At 70.9% G+C, this 16,117-nt stretch carries 15 protein-coding genes; 6 read left to right on the forward strand and 9 right to left on the reverse strand.

Going from position 1 to position 16,117, the window contains the following annotated elements; genetic code table 11:
* Nucleotides 1–113: 113 nt before the first annotated feature.
* The 3 genes from ACZ7CF_RS19690 to ACZ7CF_RS19700 are packed head-to-tail and all read right to left on the reverse strand — an operon-like array spanning nt 114 to nt 2,559.
* Entirely contained in the window at nt 114–995 is an 882-nt protein-coding gene (locus tag ACZ7CF_RS19690; protein ID WP_458430411.1) for an ABC transporter substrate-binding protein, read from the reverse strand.
* Nucleotides 996–997: 2 nt separating this feature from the next.
* Nucleotides 998–1,465, reverse strand: coding sequence for a GNAT family N-acetyltransferase (locus ACZ7CF_RS19695; protein ID WP_470370205.1), 468 nt, complete (start codon nt 1,463–1,465; stop codon nt 998–1,000).
* Entirely contained in the window at nt 1,462–2,559 is a 1,098-nt protein-coding gene (locus ACZ7CF_RS19700; protein ID WP_360395296.1) for an LLM class flavin-dependent oxidoreductase, read from the reverse strand. The genes ACZ7CF_RS19695 and ACZ7CF_RS19700 overlap by 4 nt, the downstream gene beginning before the upstream one ends.
* Before the next feature lie 197 nt (nt 2,560–2,756).
* On the opposite strand from ACZ7CF_RS19700, the gene ACZ7CF_RS19705 reads away from it, so the two are divergent.
* From ACZ7CF_RS19705 to ACZ7CF_RS19715, 3 genes are read left to right on the forward strand one after another with little or no spacing between them, the layout of a single operon-like run.
* Entirely contained in the window at nt 2,757–3,539 is a 783-nt protein-coding gene (locus ACZ7CF_RS19705; RefSeq protein ID WP_470370206.1) for an amino acid ABC transporter permease, read from the forward strand.
* Nucleotides 3,536–4,288, forward strand: a complete 753-nt coding sequence (locus tag ACZ7CF_RS19710) for an amino acid ABC transporter ATP-binding protein (RefSeq protein WP_458430414.1) — start codon at nt 3,536–3,538, stop codon at nt 4,286–4,288. Before ACZ7CF_RS19705 ends, ACZ7CF_RS19710 begins: the two co-directional genes overlap by 4 nt.
* Nucleotides 4,278–5,993, forward strand: a complete 1,716-nt coding sequence (locus ACZ7CF_RS19715) for an FAD/NAD(P)-binding protein (RefSeq protein ID WP_470370207.1) — start codon at nt 4,278–4,280, stop codon at nt 5,991–5,993. Before ACZ7CF_RS19710 ends, ACZ7CF_RS19715 begins: the two co-directional genes overlap by 11 nt.
* On the opposite strand, the gene ACZ7CF_RS19720 is transcribed toward ACZ7CF_RS19715, so the two are convergent.
* From ACZ7CF_RS19720 to ACZ7CF_RS19730, 3 genes are all read right to left on the reverse strand, one after another.
* Nucleotides 5,982–6,449 carry a flavin reductase family protein gene (locus ACZ7CF_RS19720; protein ID WP_360395304.1) on the reverse strand — a complete coding sequence of 156 codons (468 nt, stop codon included), beginning with the start codon at nt 6,447–6,449 and terminating at the stop codon, nt 5,982–5,984. The two genes, ACZ7CF_RS19715 and ACZ7CF_RS19720, sit on opposite strands and share 12 nt — an antisense overlap.
* Nucleotides 6,446–6,934, reverse strand: coding sequence for an NADPH-dependent FMN reductase (locus ACZ7CF_RS19725; protein ID WP_360395306.1), 489 nt, complete (start codon nt 6,932–6,934; stop codon nt 6,446–6,448). The genes ACZ7CF_RS19720 and ACZ7CF_RS19725 overlap by 4 nt, the downstream gene beginning before the upstream one ends.
* A gap of 69 nt (nt 6,935–7,003) precedes the next feature.
* Nucleotides 7,004–8,659: an FAD-binding dehydrogenase gene (locus tag ACZ7CF_RS19730; protein ID WP_458430418.1), complete on the reverse strand. Its 1,656-nt coding sequence runs from the start codon at nt 8,657–8,659 to the stop codon at nt 7,004–7,006.
* 413 nt (nt 8,660–9,072) lie between these two features.
* Here ACZ7CF_RS19730 and ACZ7CF_RS19735 point away from each other — a divergent pair, with 413 nt between their 5' ends.
* Nucleotides 9,073–9,561 (forward strand): DUF6098 family protein, encoded by a 489-nt coding sequence (locus ACZ7CF_RS19735; RefSeq protein ID WP_360395310.1) that lies wholly within the window; start codon nt 9,073–9,075, stop codon nt 9,559–9,561.
* Here the strand turns inward: ACZ7CF_RS19735 and ACZ7CF_RS19740 are convergent.
* Nucleotides 9,500–10,189 carry a hypothetical protein gene (locus ACZ7CF_RS19740; protein WP_360395312.1) on the reverse strand — a complete coding sequence of 230 codons (690 nt, stop codon included), beginning with the start codon at nt 10,187–10,189 and terminating at the stop codon, nt 9,500–9,502. The two genes, ACZ7CF_RS19735 and ACZ7CF_RS19740, sit on opposite strands and share 62 nt — an antisense overlap.
* Before the next feature lie 94 nt (nt 10,190–10,283).
* Between ACZ7CF_RS19740 and ACZ7CF_RS19745 the strand changes: the two genes are divergently transcribed.
* Complete coding sequence (locus ACZ7CF_RS19745; RefSeq protein WP_470370208.1) at nt 10,284–10,790, forward strand: hypothetical protein; 507 nt, start codon at nt 10,284–10,286, stop codon at nt 10,788–10,790.
* Between the two features lie 265 nt (nt 10,791–11,055).
* Entirely contained in the window at nt 11,056–14,292 is a 3,237-nt protein-coding gene (locus tag ACZ7CF_RS19750; protein ID WP_458430419.1) for a S8 family serine peptidase, read from the forward strand.
* 60 nt (nt 14,293–14,352) lie between these two features.
* Here ACZ7CF_RS19750 and ACZ7CF_RS19755 read toward each other — a convergent pair whose 3' ends face one another.
* Together ACZ7CF_RS19755 and ACZ7CF_RS19760 are read right to left on the reverse strand one after the other, a co-directional pair.
* On the reverse strand, nt 14,353–14,628 hold the full coding sequence (locus ACZ7CF_RS19755) for a hypothetical protein (protein ID WP_458430420.1): 276 nt from the start codon (nt 14,626–14,628) through the stop codon (nt 14,353–14,355).
* A gap of 118 nt (nt 14,629–14,746) precedes the next feature.
* On the reverse strand, nt 14,747–16,093 hold the full coding sequence (locus ACZ7CF_RS19760; RefSeq protein ID WP_360395320.1) for an MFS transporter: 1,347 nt from the start codon (nt 16,091–16,093) through the stop codon (nt 14,747–14,749).
* Nucleotides 16,094–16,117 lie beyond the last annotated feature (24 nt).

Consider the following 16,117-nt stretch of genomic DNA (forward strand, 5'->3'; position numbering starts at 1 on the left):
CCCTTTCGTGCGCTCCTGGTGCACGAAAGCTCCCCGCGTGCACTTCAAGCGCGTCCGGGTCCTACCGCCGCGCCGCCGCTGTCCGTGTCCACCGCCGATCCGCCATCACCCGATCAGGTGTGTTCGGCGGGATTGAGCTCTGACCGCGGGATCGCTGACGGCTCGACGCCCCACCGCCGCAGGATGCGCTGGTAGGTGCCGTCGGAGATCAGCCGGTCGACCGCCTGCCGCAACGCGGGCGCCAGGTCGGAGCCCTTGGGCAGCGCGAAACCGACGTCGAGCCTGCGGAACTCGCCGAGGAACCGGAAGTCCGGCTGGTTCGCGGTGAGGTGGCGCAGCCCGTTGATGGTGCTCATGATCACGTCCACGTGGCCCTGCTTGAGCGCGAGCTGCGTGGCGCCGGTGTCGGAGAACACCTGCACCTCGTAGGCGGGCTTGCCGGCGTCCGCGCAGACCTCCTTGTTGCGCTCCAGAGTGGTCTGGAACGTCGTGCCGGTGCCGGTGCCGATCTTCAGCCCGCACAGCTGGTCGAGCTTCTTCACGTCCTGCAGCGCACTGTCCTTGCGCGCCGCGAAGCCCTGCCCGTCGTTGACGTAGGTGACGAAGTCGATCGTCTTCTTGCGCTCCTCGGTCACGCCGAAGTTGCCGGTGCCCGCGTCGTACTTGCCGCTGGTCAGCGCGGGCAGGATCGCCTCGAACGACGCGGCCTGGCGCTCGACCTCCAGGCCGAGCAGCTTCGCGGCGGCGTCGGCGACGTCGATGTCCACGCCCTGCGCGGTCTTGCCGTCATCGGCGTAGAACGCGCTGGGCGGCGTGCCGCCGATGCTGGAGGCGATCCGCAGCTTGCCGTTGAGGCGTTGCGGCACGAGCTTCGCGAGCTCGGCGTCCTTCGCCACCCCGCTCGCGATGCCGGGCTCCGGTGCCGCCTGCGGTTGCCCGCACGCGGCGGTCAGCGCGAGCAGACCGGTGAGCAGGACGAGTCTTGAGCGGTGCACGGTCACCCCAGGTGTTTCTCGAAAGCCAGGTGGTCGAGGGTCAGCGGGTCGGCGGTCACGTCGAAGAGCGGCGTGTACCCCGTCGCCAGGTAGAGGTGCTTGGCCTCGGGCTGCCGCGGCCCGGTGGTCAGGAAGATGCGCCGGTAGCCGAACGCCACCGCCTCGCCCTCCAGCTCCACCAGCACCCGCCGCGCGAGCCCGCGCCTGCGGTGCCGCGCGTGCGTCCAGATGCGCTTGAGCTCGGCGGTCTCGTCGTCGAACCGCATGAACGCACCACCCGCCACCGCCTCACCGGCCTCGACGAGCAGCAGGAACTGCCCGTGCGGCGGCTCGAAGACGTGCGCGGCCCGTTTCATCTCACGCGCACCGGAGGCGCCGTAGCGGGTCGTGTACTCCTCGGTGAGGCCGGCCACCAACGGCGCCGCGTCCGCGTCCCACTGCCGGACGCGGCGCACTTCGAGGGTGGTCATGCGGCGCGGGCCCGGTCCCGCTTGGCGACCTCCTCCCGCACCAGCGGGATCACGTACCGGCCGAAGTCGATGGCGTCGTCGAGCAGGTCGTAGCCGCGGGCGGACAGGATGTCCACGCCCAGGTCGTAGTAGTCCAGCAGCGCCTGCGCCACCGTCTCCGGCGTGCCGACCAGCGCGTTGGAGTTGCCCGCTCCGCCGGTCGCCCGCGCCGTGGGTGTCCACAGTGCACGGTCGAAGCGCTCACCGCGGTCCGCCACCGCCAGGAGCCGTTGCGAGCCGGTGTTCTCCGGGCTGGTCAGCGAGTGCCTGCGGCTGAGCGGGCCGGTGGCCTTGCGCGCCTCGATCCGGTCGACCGTGCGGTGCGCCTTCTCCCAGGCCAGCTCCTCGGTCGGGGCGATGATCGGCCGGAACGCGACCTGGATGCGCGGCACGTCGGTGCGGCCCGCCTCCTTCGCCGCCTGCTTGACCGCCTCGATCTGCTGCGCGGTGTCGGCGAGCGGCTCGCCCCACAGGCAGAAGATGTCCGCCTCCGCGCCACCGGCGGCGTACGCGGCGGGGGAGGAGCCGCCGAACGAGACGTTCGGACGTGGTTGCTGCACCGGGAAGACGTCGCTCACGAAGTCCGCGAACCGGTAGTGCTCCCCCTCGTGGTCGAACGCCTCGCGGGACGTCCAGGCCTTCTTCACGATCTGGATGTACTCGCGGGTGCGGCCGTAGCGCTCGTCCTTGGTCAGGTAGTCGCCCTCGCGCTGCTGCTCGTGGTCGGTGCCGCCGGTGATGAAGTGCACGGTCAGCCGGCCGTCGCTGATCTGGTCGAGCGTCGCGAACGTCTTGGCGGCGAACGTCGGGTACGACACGTTCGGCCGGTGCGCCAGCAGGATCTCCAGCCGGTCGAGCTTGCTCGCCAGGTACGCGGCGGCGGACGCGGGTTCCGGGGCACCGGAGCCGTAGGCGAACAGCACCCGGTCCCAGCCGTGGTCCTCGTGCGCGCGGGCGAGCCTGATCGTGTAGTCCTTGTCGAACGCACCGCCGGACCGCGGCGTCGTCTCCGAGCCGTTGTTGGTCGCGGCGATCCCGAGAAACTCGACTGGCATGGCGGATCCCCAGATCGTGGTGGGTGGGTGGCGGAAGCGCGTTGAGGGGAACGCCTTTCGAGTGCAACACCGGCGGCAGGAGCGGTCAACGACGTCCACAGAGCGGGATCTGCTTGCACACGCGGGGTACCGTGGTGGTGTTCGCGTTGAGGGGCGCGGCTTGCTTCCTGTTGCCCTTCAACGGAAAGACTCCGCCCATGAGCGTCCTGGGGGACGTGCGCACGCGTCCCGTTGCTGAGATCGTCCCCGCGCGCAAGCCGGGCCGGGTGGTCACCGCGGTGCTCGCGCTGGCCGCGCTCGGCTGGCTCGTGCACGCCGCCGCCACCGGCCTCGACTGGGGTGTCGTCGCGCGCTACTTCACCGCGTCCGCCGTGGTCGACGGTCTGGTCACCACGCTGTGGCTGACCGCGGTCACGCTGGTGCTCGGCTTCCTGCTCGGTGTCGTGCTGGCCACGTTCCGGCTGTCCGGCAACCCGGTGCTGTCCGCGCTGGGGTGGGGGTACGTCTGGCTCTTCCGGTCCGTGCCGCTGATCGTGCAGCTGCTGTTCTGGTTCAACTTCGGCGCCGGGATCAGCCCGCTGCTCGCCGCGGTGATCGGCCTCACGCTGCACGAGGCGGCCTACGCAGCGGAGATCGTGCGCGGCGGCATCCTGTCGGTCGGCGCCGGTCAGGTCGAGGCCGCGCGGGCGCTGGGCTTCGGCCGGGTCCGCGTCCTGCGCAGGATCGTGCTGCCGCAGGCGATGCGCGCCATCGTGCCGGCCGCGGGCAACCTGCTGATCGGCACGCTGAAGGGCACGTCGATCGTGTCCGTGCTGGCCGTGCAGGACCTGCTGCACTCGGTGCAGCTGATCTACGCCCGCACCTACGAGGTCATCCCGCTGCTCGTCGTCGCCACGGTCTGGTACGTGATCGTCACCAGCCTGCTCAGCCTCGCGCAGCACCACGTCGAGCGGTACTTCGCGCGAGGAGTGCGGTCGTGATCGAGATCAGGGACGTGCACAAGTCGTTCGGCACCACCGAGGTGCTGCGCGGGGTCGACCTGTCGGTGCCCGCCGGGTCCGTGACGTGCGTGATCGGGCCGTCCGGGTCGGGCAAGTCCACGTTGCTGCGGGTGCTGAACCACCTGGAGCGGCTCGACGCGGGCGAGGTGGAGATCGACGGCGAGCTGATCGGCTACCGGCGCCACCGCGGCAAGCTGCACGAGCTGCCGGACCGGGTGGTGCAGCGGCAGCGCGCGGCGATCGGGTTCGTGTTCCAGAACTTCAACCTGTTCGGCCACCTGACGGCGCTGGAGAACGTGGCCGAGGCGCCGATCGGGGTGCTCGGCGTGCCGAAGGACGTTGCGCTGCAACGGGGTCGCGCGCTGATCGCCCGCGTCGGCCTGGCCGGGCGCGAGGGCGCGTACCCGTCGGAGCTGTCCGGCGGGCAGCAGCAGCGGATCGCCATCGCCCGCGCCCTCGCGATGGAGCCCAAGGTCCTGCTCTTCGACGAACCGACCTCCGCGCTCGACCCGGAGCTGGTCGGCGAGGTGCTGGACGTGCTGCGCGACCTCGCCGCGGCCGGTCAGACGATGGTCGTGGTGACGCACGAGATCGGCTTCGCCCGCGAGGTCGCCGACACCGTGGTGTTCCTGGACGCGGGGCAGGTCGTCGAGTCGGGCCCGCCGTCGACCGTGCTGGTGGCACCGTCGCACCCGCGCACGAGGGAGTTCCTGGCCCGTGTCCTCTGACCTCGTCGTCATCGGCGGCGGCCCGCGCGCGGCCGGGCTGCTGGAACGCATCGCCGCGCTGGCACCGGCGCTGGACCTGGTCGTGCACGTCGTCGACCCGTTCCCCGCCGGCGCCGGCCGGGTGTGGCGGCACGCGCAGTCACCGTTGCTGCGCATGAACTCCATGGCCGAGGACGTCACGGTGTTCACCGACTCCAGCTTCACCGGTCTCGGCCCGGTGCGCGAAGGCCCGTCGCTGGCGCAGTGGGGTGACGTCGACCCGACGTCGTTCCCGTCGCGGCAGGTGCAGAGCGGGTACCTGGAGTGGTTCTTCGAGCACGTCGTCTCCTCGATGCCGCCGAACGTCACCGTGCGGGTGCACCGGGCGCGCGCGGTGAAGGCCGTCGGCAACCGGGTGCACCTCGACGACGGCACCTCGCTGGTCGCCGACGTGCTGGTGCTGGCCCTCGGCCACCTCGACGCCGAACCGGAGCCGGAACACCGCAAGCTCGCCGACCACGCCGCCGCGCACGGCCTGGTCTACGTGCCGCCGCTCTACTCGGCGGACGCGGACCTCTCGCAGGTGACCGGCGACGTGGTGCTGCGCGGCTTCGGGCTGGCGTTCATCGACCTGATGGTGCTGCTGACCCAGGGCCGCGGCGGCCGGTTCGAAGGCTCCGGTGCCGACATGCGTTACGTGCCATCGGGTTCCGAGCCGCGGCTGTTCGTCGGTTCGCGGCGCGGCGTGCCGTACCACTCGAAGACCGGCTACCGGTTGCAGGGCGAACGCCCGGTGCTGCCGCGCTTCTTCACCGCGGAGGCGCTGCGGGGCCACCGCTGGGACTTCCGCGCCGACGTGTGGCCGTTGATCGCCAAGGAGGTCGCCTGGGGCCACTACCACGAGCTGTTCACCGGCCACCCCGACCGGGTGCGGGTGCCGTTCGCCGAGTTCACCGCCGCGTTCGCCGCGGTGCCCTGGTACAGCGGGGAGATGCGCGCGCTGGAGGCCCGCGCCGTTCCCGACCCGGCCGACCGCATCGACTTCGAACGCCTGGACCGCCCGCTGGACGGCCGCACGTTCGAGACCGGCGAGGAGTTCCAGGAGCACCTGCGCGAGTACATAGCCGCCGATGTCGCCCGCCGGTCGGACCCGCGGCACAGCGCCGACCTGGGCGCGTTCCTCGCACTGCTGTCGGTCTACGGCCAGCTGCCGGAGGTGCGGCTGCGCGAGACCGACGGCTGGTGGCACGGCTACTTCAGCTACCTCGCGTCCGGCCCGCCACCGGACCGCCTGGAGGAGCTGCTCGCCCTGTCGCGGGCGGGGGTCGTGCGGTTCCTCGGCGCGGACATGTGGGTCGAGGCGGTCGACGGCGCGTTCCTCGCGGGCAGCGCCACCACCCCGGAGGTCGTGCGCGCCAACGGGTTGGTCGAGGCCCGCCTGCCCGCGCACGTCCTGTCGCGCACGGCGGACCCGGTGCTGAAGTCGTTGCGGGCGGTCGGCGACGTCTCCGAGGACACGGCCGGGCAGGTGCGCGTGTCAGCGGAGGGCCGGTTGGTCAACGAGCGCGGCGAGGAGGACCCGGTCCGGTTCGCCGTCGGCCCGTACACGACCGGGAAGGCGTTCGCCGCGTTCTCCCGGCCGCAGACGAACGCCCCGGCCTTCCGCCAGAACGACGCGATGGCCAGGGCGGTCCTGCGGCAGCTGGGCGAGGCGTCAGGCGACTGAGGTGTAGCGCCCCTGGTGCCGCACCAGGGGTGCCGCGAGGTCGGAGTGCGTGATGTCCAGCGGTTCCCCGACCAGCGCGACGTGGTCGCCGACCGCGATCCGCCGCACCGTCCGGCACCGCAGCCGCACCGGCGCGTCCAGCAGGTGCGGCACCCCGTCGGCGTCGGACTCCCAGCGGGTGCCGGCGCCGAACCGGTCGACCCCCTTGGTGGCGAACAGGTCCGCGAGGCCCGTCTGCGCCGTGCCCAGCAGGTGCACGGCGAACAGCGGTGCCGTCCGCAGCACCGGCCACACCGACGCGCCCTCGCCGATCCACACCACCACGAGCGGTGGTTCGAAGGACACCGAGGTGAACGAGCTGACGGTCGTGCCCACCGGGCCGTCCTGGCCGGTGGCGGTGACGATGGTGACGGCCTGGGCGTGGTGGCGCAGGGCGGTGCGCAGCTGGTCCTTCACCGGACCAGCGCCTTCAGGACACCGGCGTGCAGCGCGAAGTCGGTGGCGTGTGCGGGGAGCGCGCTCTCGTTCAGGAACAACGCCTGCGGCACCACGGCCCCGAGCTCGGTCAGCACCGGCCGCAGGTGCACCTCCACGGCCAGCGCGTGCTTGTCCGCGGCCGCGATCTGCAGCGGCACCACGACCTTGCCGCTCAACCACCCCGGTGGTGCCTGGTCCAGCACCGCTTTCAGCAGGCCGGTGTAGGCGGCCTTGTAGGTCGGGGTCGCCACCACGAGCACCTCGGCCGCACCCAGCGCCGCCAGCGCCGCCTTGACGGTCTCCGGCCGGGTGAACACGTCGGCGGCGATCGTCGCCGCGTCCACCACCGGTCCGTCGCCGGGCACGCCCAGTGCCGCCGCGATGGCCTCGCGCAGGGCGAGCGCCGCCTGCAGGGTGCGCGAGGCGGGCCGCGGGTTGCCGACCAGAACACCGATCTGCGTCATGCCTCCAGCACAGCCGCAAGCCGGGGGACCGTCAACCCGCGTCCACCACGCGGGAGCCCCTTGCCCTTCCTAGGAAACCGCGTCAGCGGCGGCGCGTCCGGCGACCCGCCCGGAGAACAGGCAGCCGCCGAGGAACGTGCCCTCCAGCGCCCGGTACCCGTGCACGCCACCACCGCCGAACCCGGCCGCCTCGCCCGCCGCGTACAGGCCGGGCAACGGCCGGCCGTCGTTGTCGAGCACCCGCGAGGACAGGTCGGTGTGCAGGCCGCCCAGCGTCTTGCGGGTTATCACCGACAGCCGCACGGCGATCAGCGGGCCCGCCTTCGGGTCCAGCAGCCGGTGCGGTTCGACGACGCGGATCAGCTTGTCGGTCAGGAAGTGCCGGGACTCGCGGATCGCGTTGACCTGCATGTCCTTGCCCAGGCCCGAGGTGACCTGCCGGTCGCGCTCGACGATGATCTTCTCCAGCGCCGCCGCGTCGATGCGCGTGTCGCCGGTGAGCGCGTTCATGCCGCGGGCGAGGTCCGCGACCGTGCGGGCCTGGATGAACTCCTTGGAGCGCTTGGCGAACTCCTCGACCGGCGCCACCGCACCCGGCAGCGCGCGCTTGAGCACGGCGCGGGTGTCCTTGCCGGTGAGGTCGGGGTTCTGCTCGGAGCCCGAGAGCGCGAACTCCTTGCCGATGATCCTCTTGTTCAGCACGAACCACGAGTGCCCGTGGCCGTTCGAGGTGATGTGCTGCAACGCACCCAGCGCGTCGAAACCGGGGAACAGCGGGATCGGCAACCGGTTGCCGTCCGCGTCGAGCCACAGCGGCGACGGGCCGGGCAGGATGCGGATGCCGTGGTTCGACCACACCGGGGCGTAGTTCGCGATGCCCTCGGGGTAGTGCCACATGCGGTCGGCGTTGATGATCGCGCCGCCGGCCTTCTGGGTGATCTCCAGCATGTGCCCGTCCACGAAGTCCGGCACACCCGCGAGCATGAACTCCGGCGGCGTGCCCATCCGCTCGGGCCAGTTGCGGCGCACCAGGTCGTGGTTGCCGCCGATGCCGCCGGACGTGACGACGACGGCCTGTGCGCTCAGCGAGAAGTCTCCGGCGACCGTCCGCGACGACGGCTGGGAGCGCTCCACCGACGACGGCTCCAGCACCTCGCCGGACACGCCGTCGCACACGCCGTTCGTGACGTTGAGCGCGGTGACGCGGTGCCGGAACCGGAGCGTCACGAGCCCCTTGGCGACACCCTCGCGCACCCGGCGCTCGAACGGCTCCACCACGCCCGGCCCGGTGCCCCACGTCACGTGGAAGCGCGGCACCGAGTTGCCGTGCCCGTTCGCCAGGTAGCCGCCGCGTTCGGCCCACTGCACGAACGGGAACCAGCGCACCCCCATGTTGTGCAGCCACGGGCGCTTCTCGCCGGCGGCGAAGTCCACATAGGCCTGCGCCCACAGCCGCGGCCAGTGGTCGCTGTCCCGGTCGAACGCCGCAGAGCCCATCCAGTCCTGCAGTGCGAGGTCGTACGAGTCCTTGACCCGCAACCGGCGCTGCTCGGGCGTGTCCACCAGGAACAACCCGCCGAACGACCACCACGCCTGACCGCCGATCGACGCCTCCGGCTCCTGGTCGAGCAGGATGACCCTGCGCCCCGCGTCGGCGAGCTCCGCTGTCGCGACGAGACCTGCGAGGCCCGCGCCGACGACGATGACATCCGCGTCATGTGCCATCGGGTGAGTCTAGATCCACCGCTGGTGGGCCACGAGACCTGAATCAAGTTCACTTTCTGCGGAGGGGCTGCGACCGCATCGGCGAGTTTGTGAAGTGCGGTGCCCTGGGGGGAATGGGCACCGCACTTTCCGGTGCCGCCGACCGCCACCACCGGTGAGGGGGGTTTCCGGTGTGCTGGTCGACGGCGGGTTGACCGCGGCGCGAGTGCACAACGCCTGCGGAAGGGCTTTTCCGGCCTGGGGGTGCCGGATCGCCCTGGCGCGGACTCGAGCGTCCGCGGCCAACCACATTGTTGAACGTACAACCGGCGGCCCGTGTTCCGGTCGGCTTTCGATGTGACCGGGCTCAAATCCTTCAGGTTCTCTTCAGGAACGCACGCCTAGGTCGGCTTTTCCCGGGTACGTGAGCAGGTGTGACCGATGAGCTTCCGACGATCACGGAACTCGCCGAGCTGGTCGCCCTGCTCGGCGACGACGTCTACGTGCGCTGGTCGAAGGGACCGGCCGCCGACTCCGCAGCCACGTCCCGCGACTCGCTGACCGGCGTGGAGCTGCCCGGCCTGTCCGCGAGCCCGCTGCACGTCGAACCCTGGTGGGACGACCGCTCGCGCGAGCTGTGGGTGGCCCGCCGCCTGTACGACTACCGCCACCTGCGCGACCTGCGCGGGCCCGACGTGCGCGCCTGGGTGCTGCGCGGCGAGGAGGTGGGCCGGGGTCCCGACAACGAGCCGCTGGTCCGCTGCGTGACACCGCTGGCGTGGGTCGACGACGACCTGCTGAACACCTGCGAGGACCTCGTCGCGGCCCAGCGCTCCCCGGAGTGGGGCCCGCTGGACCGCTCTACGACAGGTCACCCAGGCGCTTCTCCGCCGCCTTCCGCGCCTTCTCCGCCGCCGCCGTGACCCGTTTGGCGTCCTCCAGCCGCTCGGCGGCCCGGTCGAACGCCCGCTGGGCCGCCAGCTGGTCTGCCTGCGCCTCCCCGAGCGCCTGCTCCGCCTCGTCCAACGCCTGCTGCGCCTCGGCCCGCTTGCGCTCCTGCCGTTCCCGCCGCTTGCGGGCCAGCGCGTCCTCACCGTCGTCCCCGGCGGGTTCGGGCACCGGCGGGGCGAACCCGAACCCCGAGTACTCCAGGCCCCTGGTCAGGTGCCCCGCGCGCACCAGCTCCGCCGACTCGGGGTCCGACATCGCCGCGGTCAGCGTGTTGCGCACCTGCGTGACCGCGTCGTCGGTGATCGGCCCGGTCAGCTCCAGCGTGCGGTAGACCAGCGCCTCCAGCAGCTCCTTGCGCTTGTGCCCCAGCTCCCGCATGGTCAGCCGGGCCGTGGACAGCCCCAGCGCCTCCTGAAGGCCCGGTGGCGCGTCCCGCACGAGCCGGTTGACCGCCCACGCGCCCACCGTCGGCTTGCGCAGCTCGGAGATGGCCTTGGCCAGGTCCTGGTCGTCCGCCTGCTTGGCCGCGGCGTTCCTCGCCGCGGTGAACTCCTTCGGGGTCAGCCCGTAGAGCTCGTCGGCGACCGGCGTGAGGTCCATGGGCGCAAGGTAGCGCCTGATCAGCCGTCAGTCGTGTCGAACGACCCGGTCGCGTTCGTCGGAACGGGACGAATCCGGTACACCTGGAGGGGAGATGCACACCAGGTGGAGATGGGTTCTCTTCGGGCTCGGCGCCGCGGTCGCCGCTGCCGGACCGGTCGCGGCCGCGGGTGGCCCCTGGTACGGCTACCTCTTCGGCGGCCTGTGGTTCCTGATGGGCGCGACCGTCGCGTGGCGCAGCTTCCGGCTGGGCACGAAGCTCACCCCCGACGCCATCGAGTCGACCAGCCTCGACCACACCAGCGCCATCCAGTGGTGCGACGTGCGGGCCATCGAGCCCGACCGCAGGCGCAGCCTGATCGTGTTCCACGCCATCGCGCCGGCCGTGCACGCGGCGGGCAGGAAGCGGCCGCTGACCGAGCTCTCGCTGCTCTCGGTCAAGAAGGACGTCGTGCCCGCGCGGACCCTGAAGCAGGTCGCCGAGCTCCAGCAGGCGTTGGCGCGGCACCGGGAAACCTGCACCGCGTGCGGCGCGCAGCCGAAAGCGCAAAAACAGGCGCGGCTGTGGACCCGGCTGCGCCGCGCGATTTCTCGGAAATAACATCGCTCTGGACGGGGATGCCGTTACGCCGCAAGCACGTTCACCGTTGACACACCTCTTGACATTCCCCTCCATCAGCCCTTGACTGGAAGGCACCTGCTCGTTCCACTGCGAAGAAGAAACGCGCAGCACTTCAAGCGCGCCTTTTCAAGCGGCTGAACAGTCCAATGTGGAACTCGGCAATGCTCCGTTGAACCTATTGCCACTCGTCGTGGGAAGAGATGTGCTTCCACACACTCTTTACCCCACGAAGGGCACACGCGCCGTGAAGAACTGGAGACGCCGCACCGGAACGGTCTTGTTGACCGCGGTGCTGGGCACTGCCGGGCTCGGCTTCGCCGCCACCCCCGCTGCCACCGCGCAGCAGCAGAACCCCGCGAACGAGGCTCCCAAGCAGCTCGACAAGGTCGACCGCGAGCTGGTCGACAAGGCAGCCGCCGAAGGCAAGGCCACCGTCGACCTGCTGGTCGCGGCCGAGAAGGGCAAGACCGACGCCGCGGTCAACGACCTGAAGGCGCTCGGCGCCACGGTCCAGAAGACCGAGAAGGACGTCGACTACGTCAAGGTCACCATCCCGCGTGACAACGCGGCGAAGGCCGCCAAGCTCGCCTCCGTCAGCACGGTGGACGTCGACGGGCTGATCCAGCTCGACGACCCGCGTCCGCAGGGCATGGAGCAGCCGGCCCCGCAGAAGGCGCCGGACGCGAAGACCCCGCGCACCAACCCGTACATGCCGACGCAGGACACGCAGGCGGCGCAGTTCGCCACCGCGCACCCGAAGTGGGACGGCCGCGGCACCACGATCGCCGTGATCGACTCCGGCATCGACCTGGAGAACCCGGCGCTGCAGACCACCAGCACCGGTGAGCGCAAGATCATCGACTGGTACAACGCGAACGCCACCAACTCCGGTGACGGCACCTGGGTCGCCATGACCAAGACCGGCCGCGTCGGCAAGTTCACCGAGGGCGGCCGCGAGTGGACCGCTCCGGCGACCGGTGGCCCCTACTCGTTCGGCCTCTTCAGCGAGACCGCGGGCGACCTCTCCCTGAGCAACAGCGAGACCGGCGGTGACATCAACCGAGACGGCGACCGCGTCGACTCGTTCGGTGTCATCCAGGACATCACCACGAAGGAAGTCTTCGTCGACACCGACGGCGACGGCAACTTCACCAACAACGCCCGCATGATCGACTACAAGGTCAAGAAGGACGTCGGCTTCTTCGGCACCGACAACCCCGCGACCGACGTCGTCGACCGCGTCGCGTTCGTCGTGCAGACCGACCGCTCGGTCTACGACAACCAGGGCACGCCGTACGTGAACCTGGGCATCGCGGGCGCCGCGCACGGCACCCACGTCGCCGGCATCACCGCGGCGCACAAGATGTTCGACGGCAAGATGGCCGGTGCCGCACCCGGTGCGAAGCTGATGGCCATCAAGGCCTGCCTGTCCACGCCGTCCTGCACCAGCTCCGGCCTGATCGACGGTGTCCTCTACGCCGCGCGCAACGGCGCCGACGTCGTGAACATCTCCATCGGTGGCCTCCCGGCGCTCAACGACGGCAACAACGCCCGCGCCGAGCTCTACAACCGCACCATCAACGAGTACAACGTCCAGCTGTTCATCTCGGCGGGCAACTCGGGTGCGGGTGCGAACACGGTCGGCGACCCGTCGGTCGCCACGGACGCGGTCAGCGTCGGTTCGTACATCACCAAGGAGACCTGGCTCTCCAACTACGGCTCGAAGACCGAGCAGAAGCAGAGCCTGCACGGCTTCTCGTCGCGCGGTCCCGCCGAGGACGGCGGCTTCAAGCCGAACATCATCGCGCCCGGCTCGGCGATCTCCACCACGCCGCGCTGGCAGGCCCCCGGTCCCGTGGCGGGCACCTACGCCCTCCCGCCCGGCTACGCCATGTTCAACGGCACCTCGATGGCCGCCCCGCAGGCGACCGGTGCCGCCGCGCTGCTCGTGAGCGCGTACAAGGCCGAGCACAACGGTGAGCGTCCGACCAGCGCCGAGCTGCGGTACGCGATCCAGCGCAGCGCGAACTACGTGAAGACCCTCGGTGCCTACGAGCAGGGCGCCGGTCTGTTCAACACGAACGCCGCGTGGTCGCTGCTGGACAAGCACGCCAAGCCGAACAAGCTGAACGTCTCGGTCCCGGTCAACACGGTCCTGAGCGGCCTGCTGGCCACCCCGAACGTCGGTGTCGGCATCCACGACCGCGAGGGCGTCACCGTGGGCCAGGAGTACACCCGCGTGTACACCCTGACCCGCACCACCGGTGAGGACCACGTCGAGGGCTGGCGGGTCACCTGGAAGGGCGACGACGGCACGTTCCGCGCCGACGGCTGGGTCTTCCTGCCGCTGAACACCCCGGTCCAGTTCCCGGTCACGGTCAAGGCGAAGACGCCCGGCGTGCACAGCGCCGTGCTGCAGCTCGACGACGTCGAGACCCCCGGTGTCGACGTGCAGACCCTGAACACCGTGTTCGCGGCGCAGAAGTTCACCGCCGCCAACAAGTTCTCGGTCACCAAGTCGGGCACCATCGCGCGCAACCAGTCGACCAGCCTCTTCGTGGACGTCCCCAAGGGCACGACCGCGCTGAAGGTCGACATGGCCGCCGGTGGCGCCGAGGCCGGCAAGGGCCAGGTCCGCTTCCTGCGCTACACCCCGCAGGGCGTCGGTGCCGACTCGAACACCTCGACCAACTGCTACAACCCGGACGCGGGCGCCGGCTGTGCCGGTGGCACCCCGACCAGCCGCACGGTCACCAACCCGATGGCCGGTGTCTGGGAGATCGTCGTCGAGGCGCGCCGCACCTCCGACGCCGACGTGGCGCCGTACTCGGTGACCGCCTCGGTGCTCGGCACCTCGATCAGCCCGAACCCGGACGTCATCGCCTCGGCGGCGGCGGGCACCCCGGTCGAGCGGAGCTACACCGTCACGAACACGCAGGCCGCGTTCACCGGCCGGCTCGCGGCGGGTGCGGTCGGCAGCGCCAAGACGGCCCGCCCGACGATCGAGAACCTCGCGTCGCAGCAGTACCAGGTCGTCGTCGGTGCCGGCGCGTCGAAGCTGACCGCCACGATCGGCAACACCGCTGACCAGGCTGCCGACCTCGACCTGTCCGTCTACAACTGCACGACGGGCAGCTGCGTCCTCGCCGGTCAGTCGGCCGACGCGGACTCCGAGGAGTCGGTGACGATCGCCAACCCGGCCGCCGGTACGTGGATCGTCCTGGTCGACGGCTACGCGGTGCCCGCGGGCACCACCGCCTACGACTACTTCGACGTCTACACCTCGGCCGCGCTGGGCACGCTCAGCGTGACCGACGCCAACGCCGACCGCGCCGCCGGTGCGTCGTGGAACGCCACAGGCGTCATCACCCCGCTGGGCCAGCCGGGTGCCGGCCGCGTCCTGCGCGGTGAGCTCGAGGTGCGCACGGCGGACGAGAACGTCGTCGGCCGCGGCGCGGTGATCGTCCAGGCAGTCAGCTAGTCAGGACAGCACCAGCCAGAAACCGCAGAAGCCCCGGGGTCCACGTGATCCCGGGGCTTCTCACGGTTCCGGGAGCCGGTTGTGCAGCGGCTCGTCCACATCCACTTTGGACACACCGGCGACCCGGTAGGCGTCCTCCACCTTGTCGACCGGCATCTCGGCCCGCAGGTAACCGATCCTGGGATCGCGCGCCTCGACGGCCGCGCCCAGCGCCACCAGCGCCCGCTCGACCTCCTCGTCGCGTCCCGGCTGCACGGAGATCATCAGTGGCACGGTGGGGTGGCCGTCGCGCTTCGCCTGCTCGATCCGGTTCTGGTCCGGCTTCGCTGAGGACACGGTCGGCACCTCCGCCATCGGAACGGCTGGAGCCCCGTTCGCACCACAGCTGCTGAGCGCCAGCGCGCAAAACGCGACGGCGAGCGGTCTTCTCCCAAGCCGCGGTCGTCTCATGAGCCTAGGACGGAACGGCCTCCGCGAGCGGTTGCATCCGCGTTTCGGGCACCACGAACATCATCACGACCACGGCTGCCACCACCAGTGCGCCGATGACCGCGAAAGTCCAGGCCAGGCCCAGCACCGGCCACAGCAGCGCTCCGAACAGGACGGGCACGAAACCCGCGCCGACCCGGCTGACCGTGGACGCCCAGCCGAACCCGCTGGCCCGCAGGTGCGTCGGGTAGAGCTCCGGCGCGAACGCGTACAGCGCGGGGATCGTGACCTGGATCAGCACCCCGTACACGGTGATCCACGTCTTCGCGGCACCGCCGACGTCGAGCTGCACCGCGAACAGCACCAGCGCCACCGCCGCGAGGGGCGCGCTGATCGCGATGACCCACTTGCGCCCGAACACGTCCACGAGCCACGCGCTGACCAGCGCGCTCACGATGCCCACCGCCACCGTGAGCGTCGTGACCATGAACGCCGCGTACGTGCCGTAGCCCTGCGCCTTCAGGATGCTCGGCAGCCACGTGACGGCGCCGTAGTACAGCAGGAACACCGCGAGGAACAGCACCCACAGCGCCGCCGTGCGCCGCGGGTCGTACCGCCAGATGTCCTTGAGCTGCGCGAACATCACCCTGGGGGAGAGGCGTTGCAGCTGCTGCGGCGCGGGCAGCCGCCAGTCCTCGTGCGGTGCGCCGGTCTTGGCGACCAGGTCGTCGATGACCTTCTTGGCCTCGTGCGTGCGTCCCTTCGCGACCAGGAACATCGGTGACTCGGGCACCGAGCGCCGGATCCAGAACAGCAGCAGCGCCGGCAGCACCATCGTGAGCATCAGCAGCCGCCAGCTGCCCAGGCCGGCCAGGTGGGCGGCGGTCAGCCCGCACAGCGTCGCCCCGAGCGGCCAGAACGCGTCCATCGCCGCCAGCACCCGCCCGCGCACCTTCGCCGGCGTGAACTCGCCGACCAGCGCGTAGTCGACCGGGATGCACCCGCCGAGCCCCACGCCGGCCAGGAACCGGAACACGCAGAACGTGACGAAGTCCGGTGACGCCGCGCCCGCGACCGTGAACACCGAGAACATCAGGATCGTGAGGCTGAACGCCTTCTTGCGCCCGATGGTGTCCGCGATCGCGCCCCACGCGAACGCCCCGACCGCCATGCCGATCAGGTTCGCCGTGCCGACCCAGCCGCGCTGGCCGAGGCTCAGCCCCCACTCGGCGCCGACCAGCGGGATCAGGAACGCGTTGAGCGTGACGTCCCACGCGTCGAACAGGAACCCGAGGCCGCCGATGACGAAGATCGTGCCCTGCGCACGCCACCGCCACGGCAGGCCCTGCACGACCTGGTCACCGGTTCTCATGGGTCCAGTGTGGTGGATCAACCC

Source organism: Lentzea sp. NPDC036955 (assembly GCF_055608005.1).

Coding starts and splice junctions, on each gene's coding strand:
- ACZ7CF_RS19730 (WP_458430418.1), bottom strand. CDS start 8,659: ATGGCACATGACGCGGATGTCATCGTCGTCGGCGCGGGCCTCGCAGGT.
- ACZ7CF_RS19700 (WP_360395296.1), bottom strand. CDS start 2,559: ATGCCAGTCGAGTTTCTCGGGATCGCCGCGACCAACAACGGCTCGGAG.
- ACZ7CF_RS19740 (WP_360395312.1), bottom strand. CDS start 10,189: ATGGACCTCACGCCGGTCGCCGACGAGCTCTACGGGCTGACCCCGAAG.
- ACZ7CF_RS19705 (WP_470370206.1), top strand. CDS start 2,757: ATGAGCGTCCTGGGGGACGTGCGCACGCGTCCCGTTGCTGAGATCGTC.
- ACZ7CF_RS19745 (WP_470370208.1), top strand. CDS start 10,284: ATGCACACCAGGTGGAGATGGGTTCTCTTCGGGCTCGGCGCCGCGGTC.
- ACZ7CF_RS19725 (WP_360395306.1), bottom strand. CDS start 6,934: ATGACGCAGATCGGTGTTCTGGTCGGCAACCCGCGGCCCGCCTCGCGC.
- ACZ7CF_RS19695 (WP_470370205.1), bottom strand. CDS start 1,465: ATGACCACCCTCGAAGTGCGCCGCGTCCGGCAGTGGGACGCGGACGCG.
- ACZ7CF_RS19760 (WP_360395320.1), bottom strand. CDS start 16,093: ATGAGAACCGGTGACCAGGTCGTGCAGGGCCTGCCGTGGCGGTGGCGT.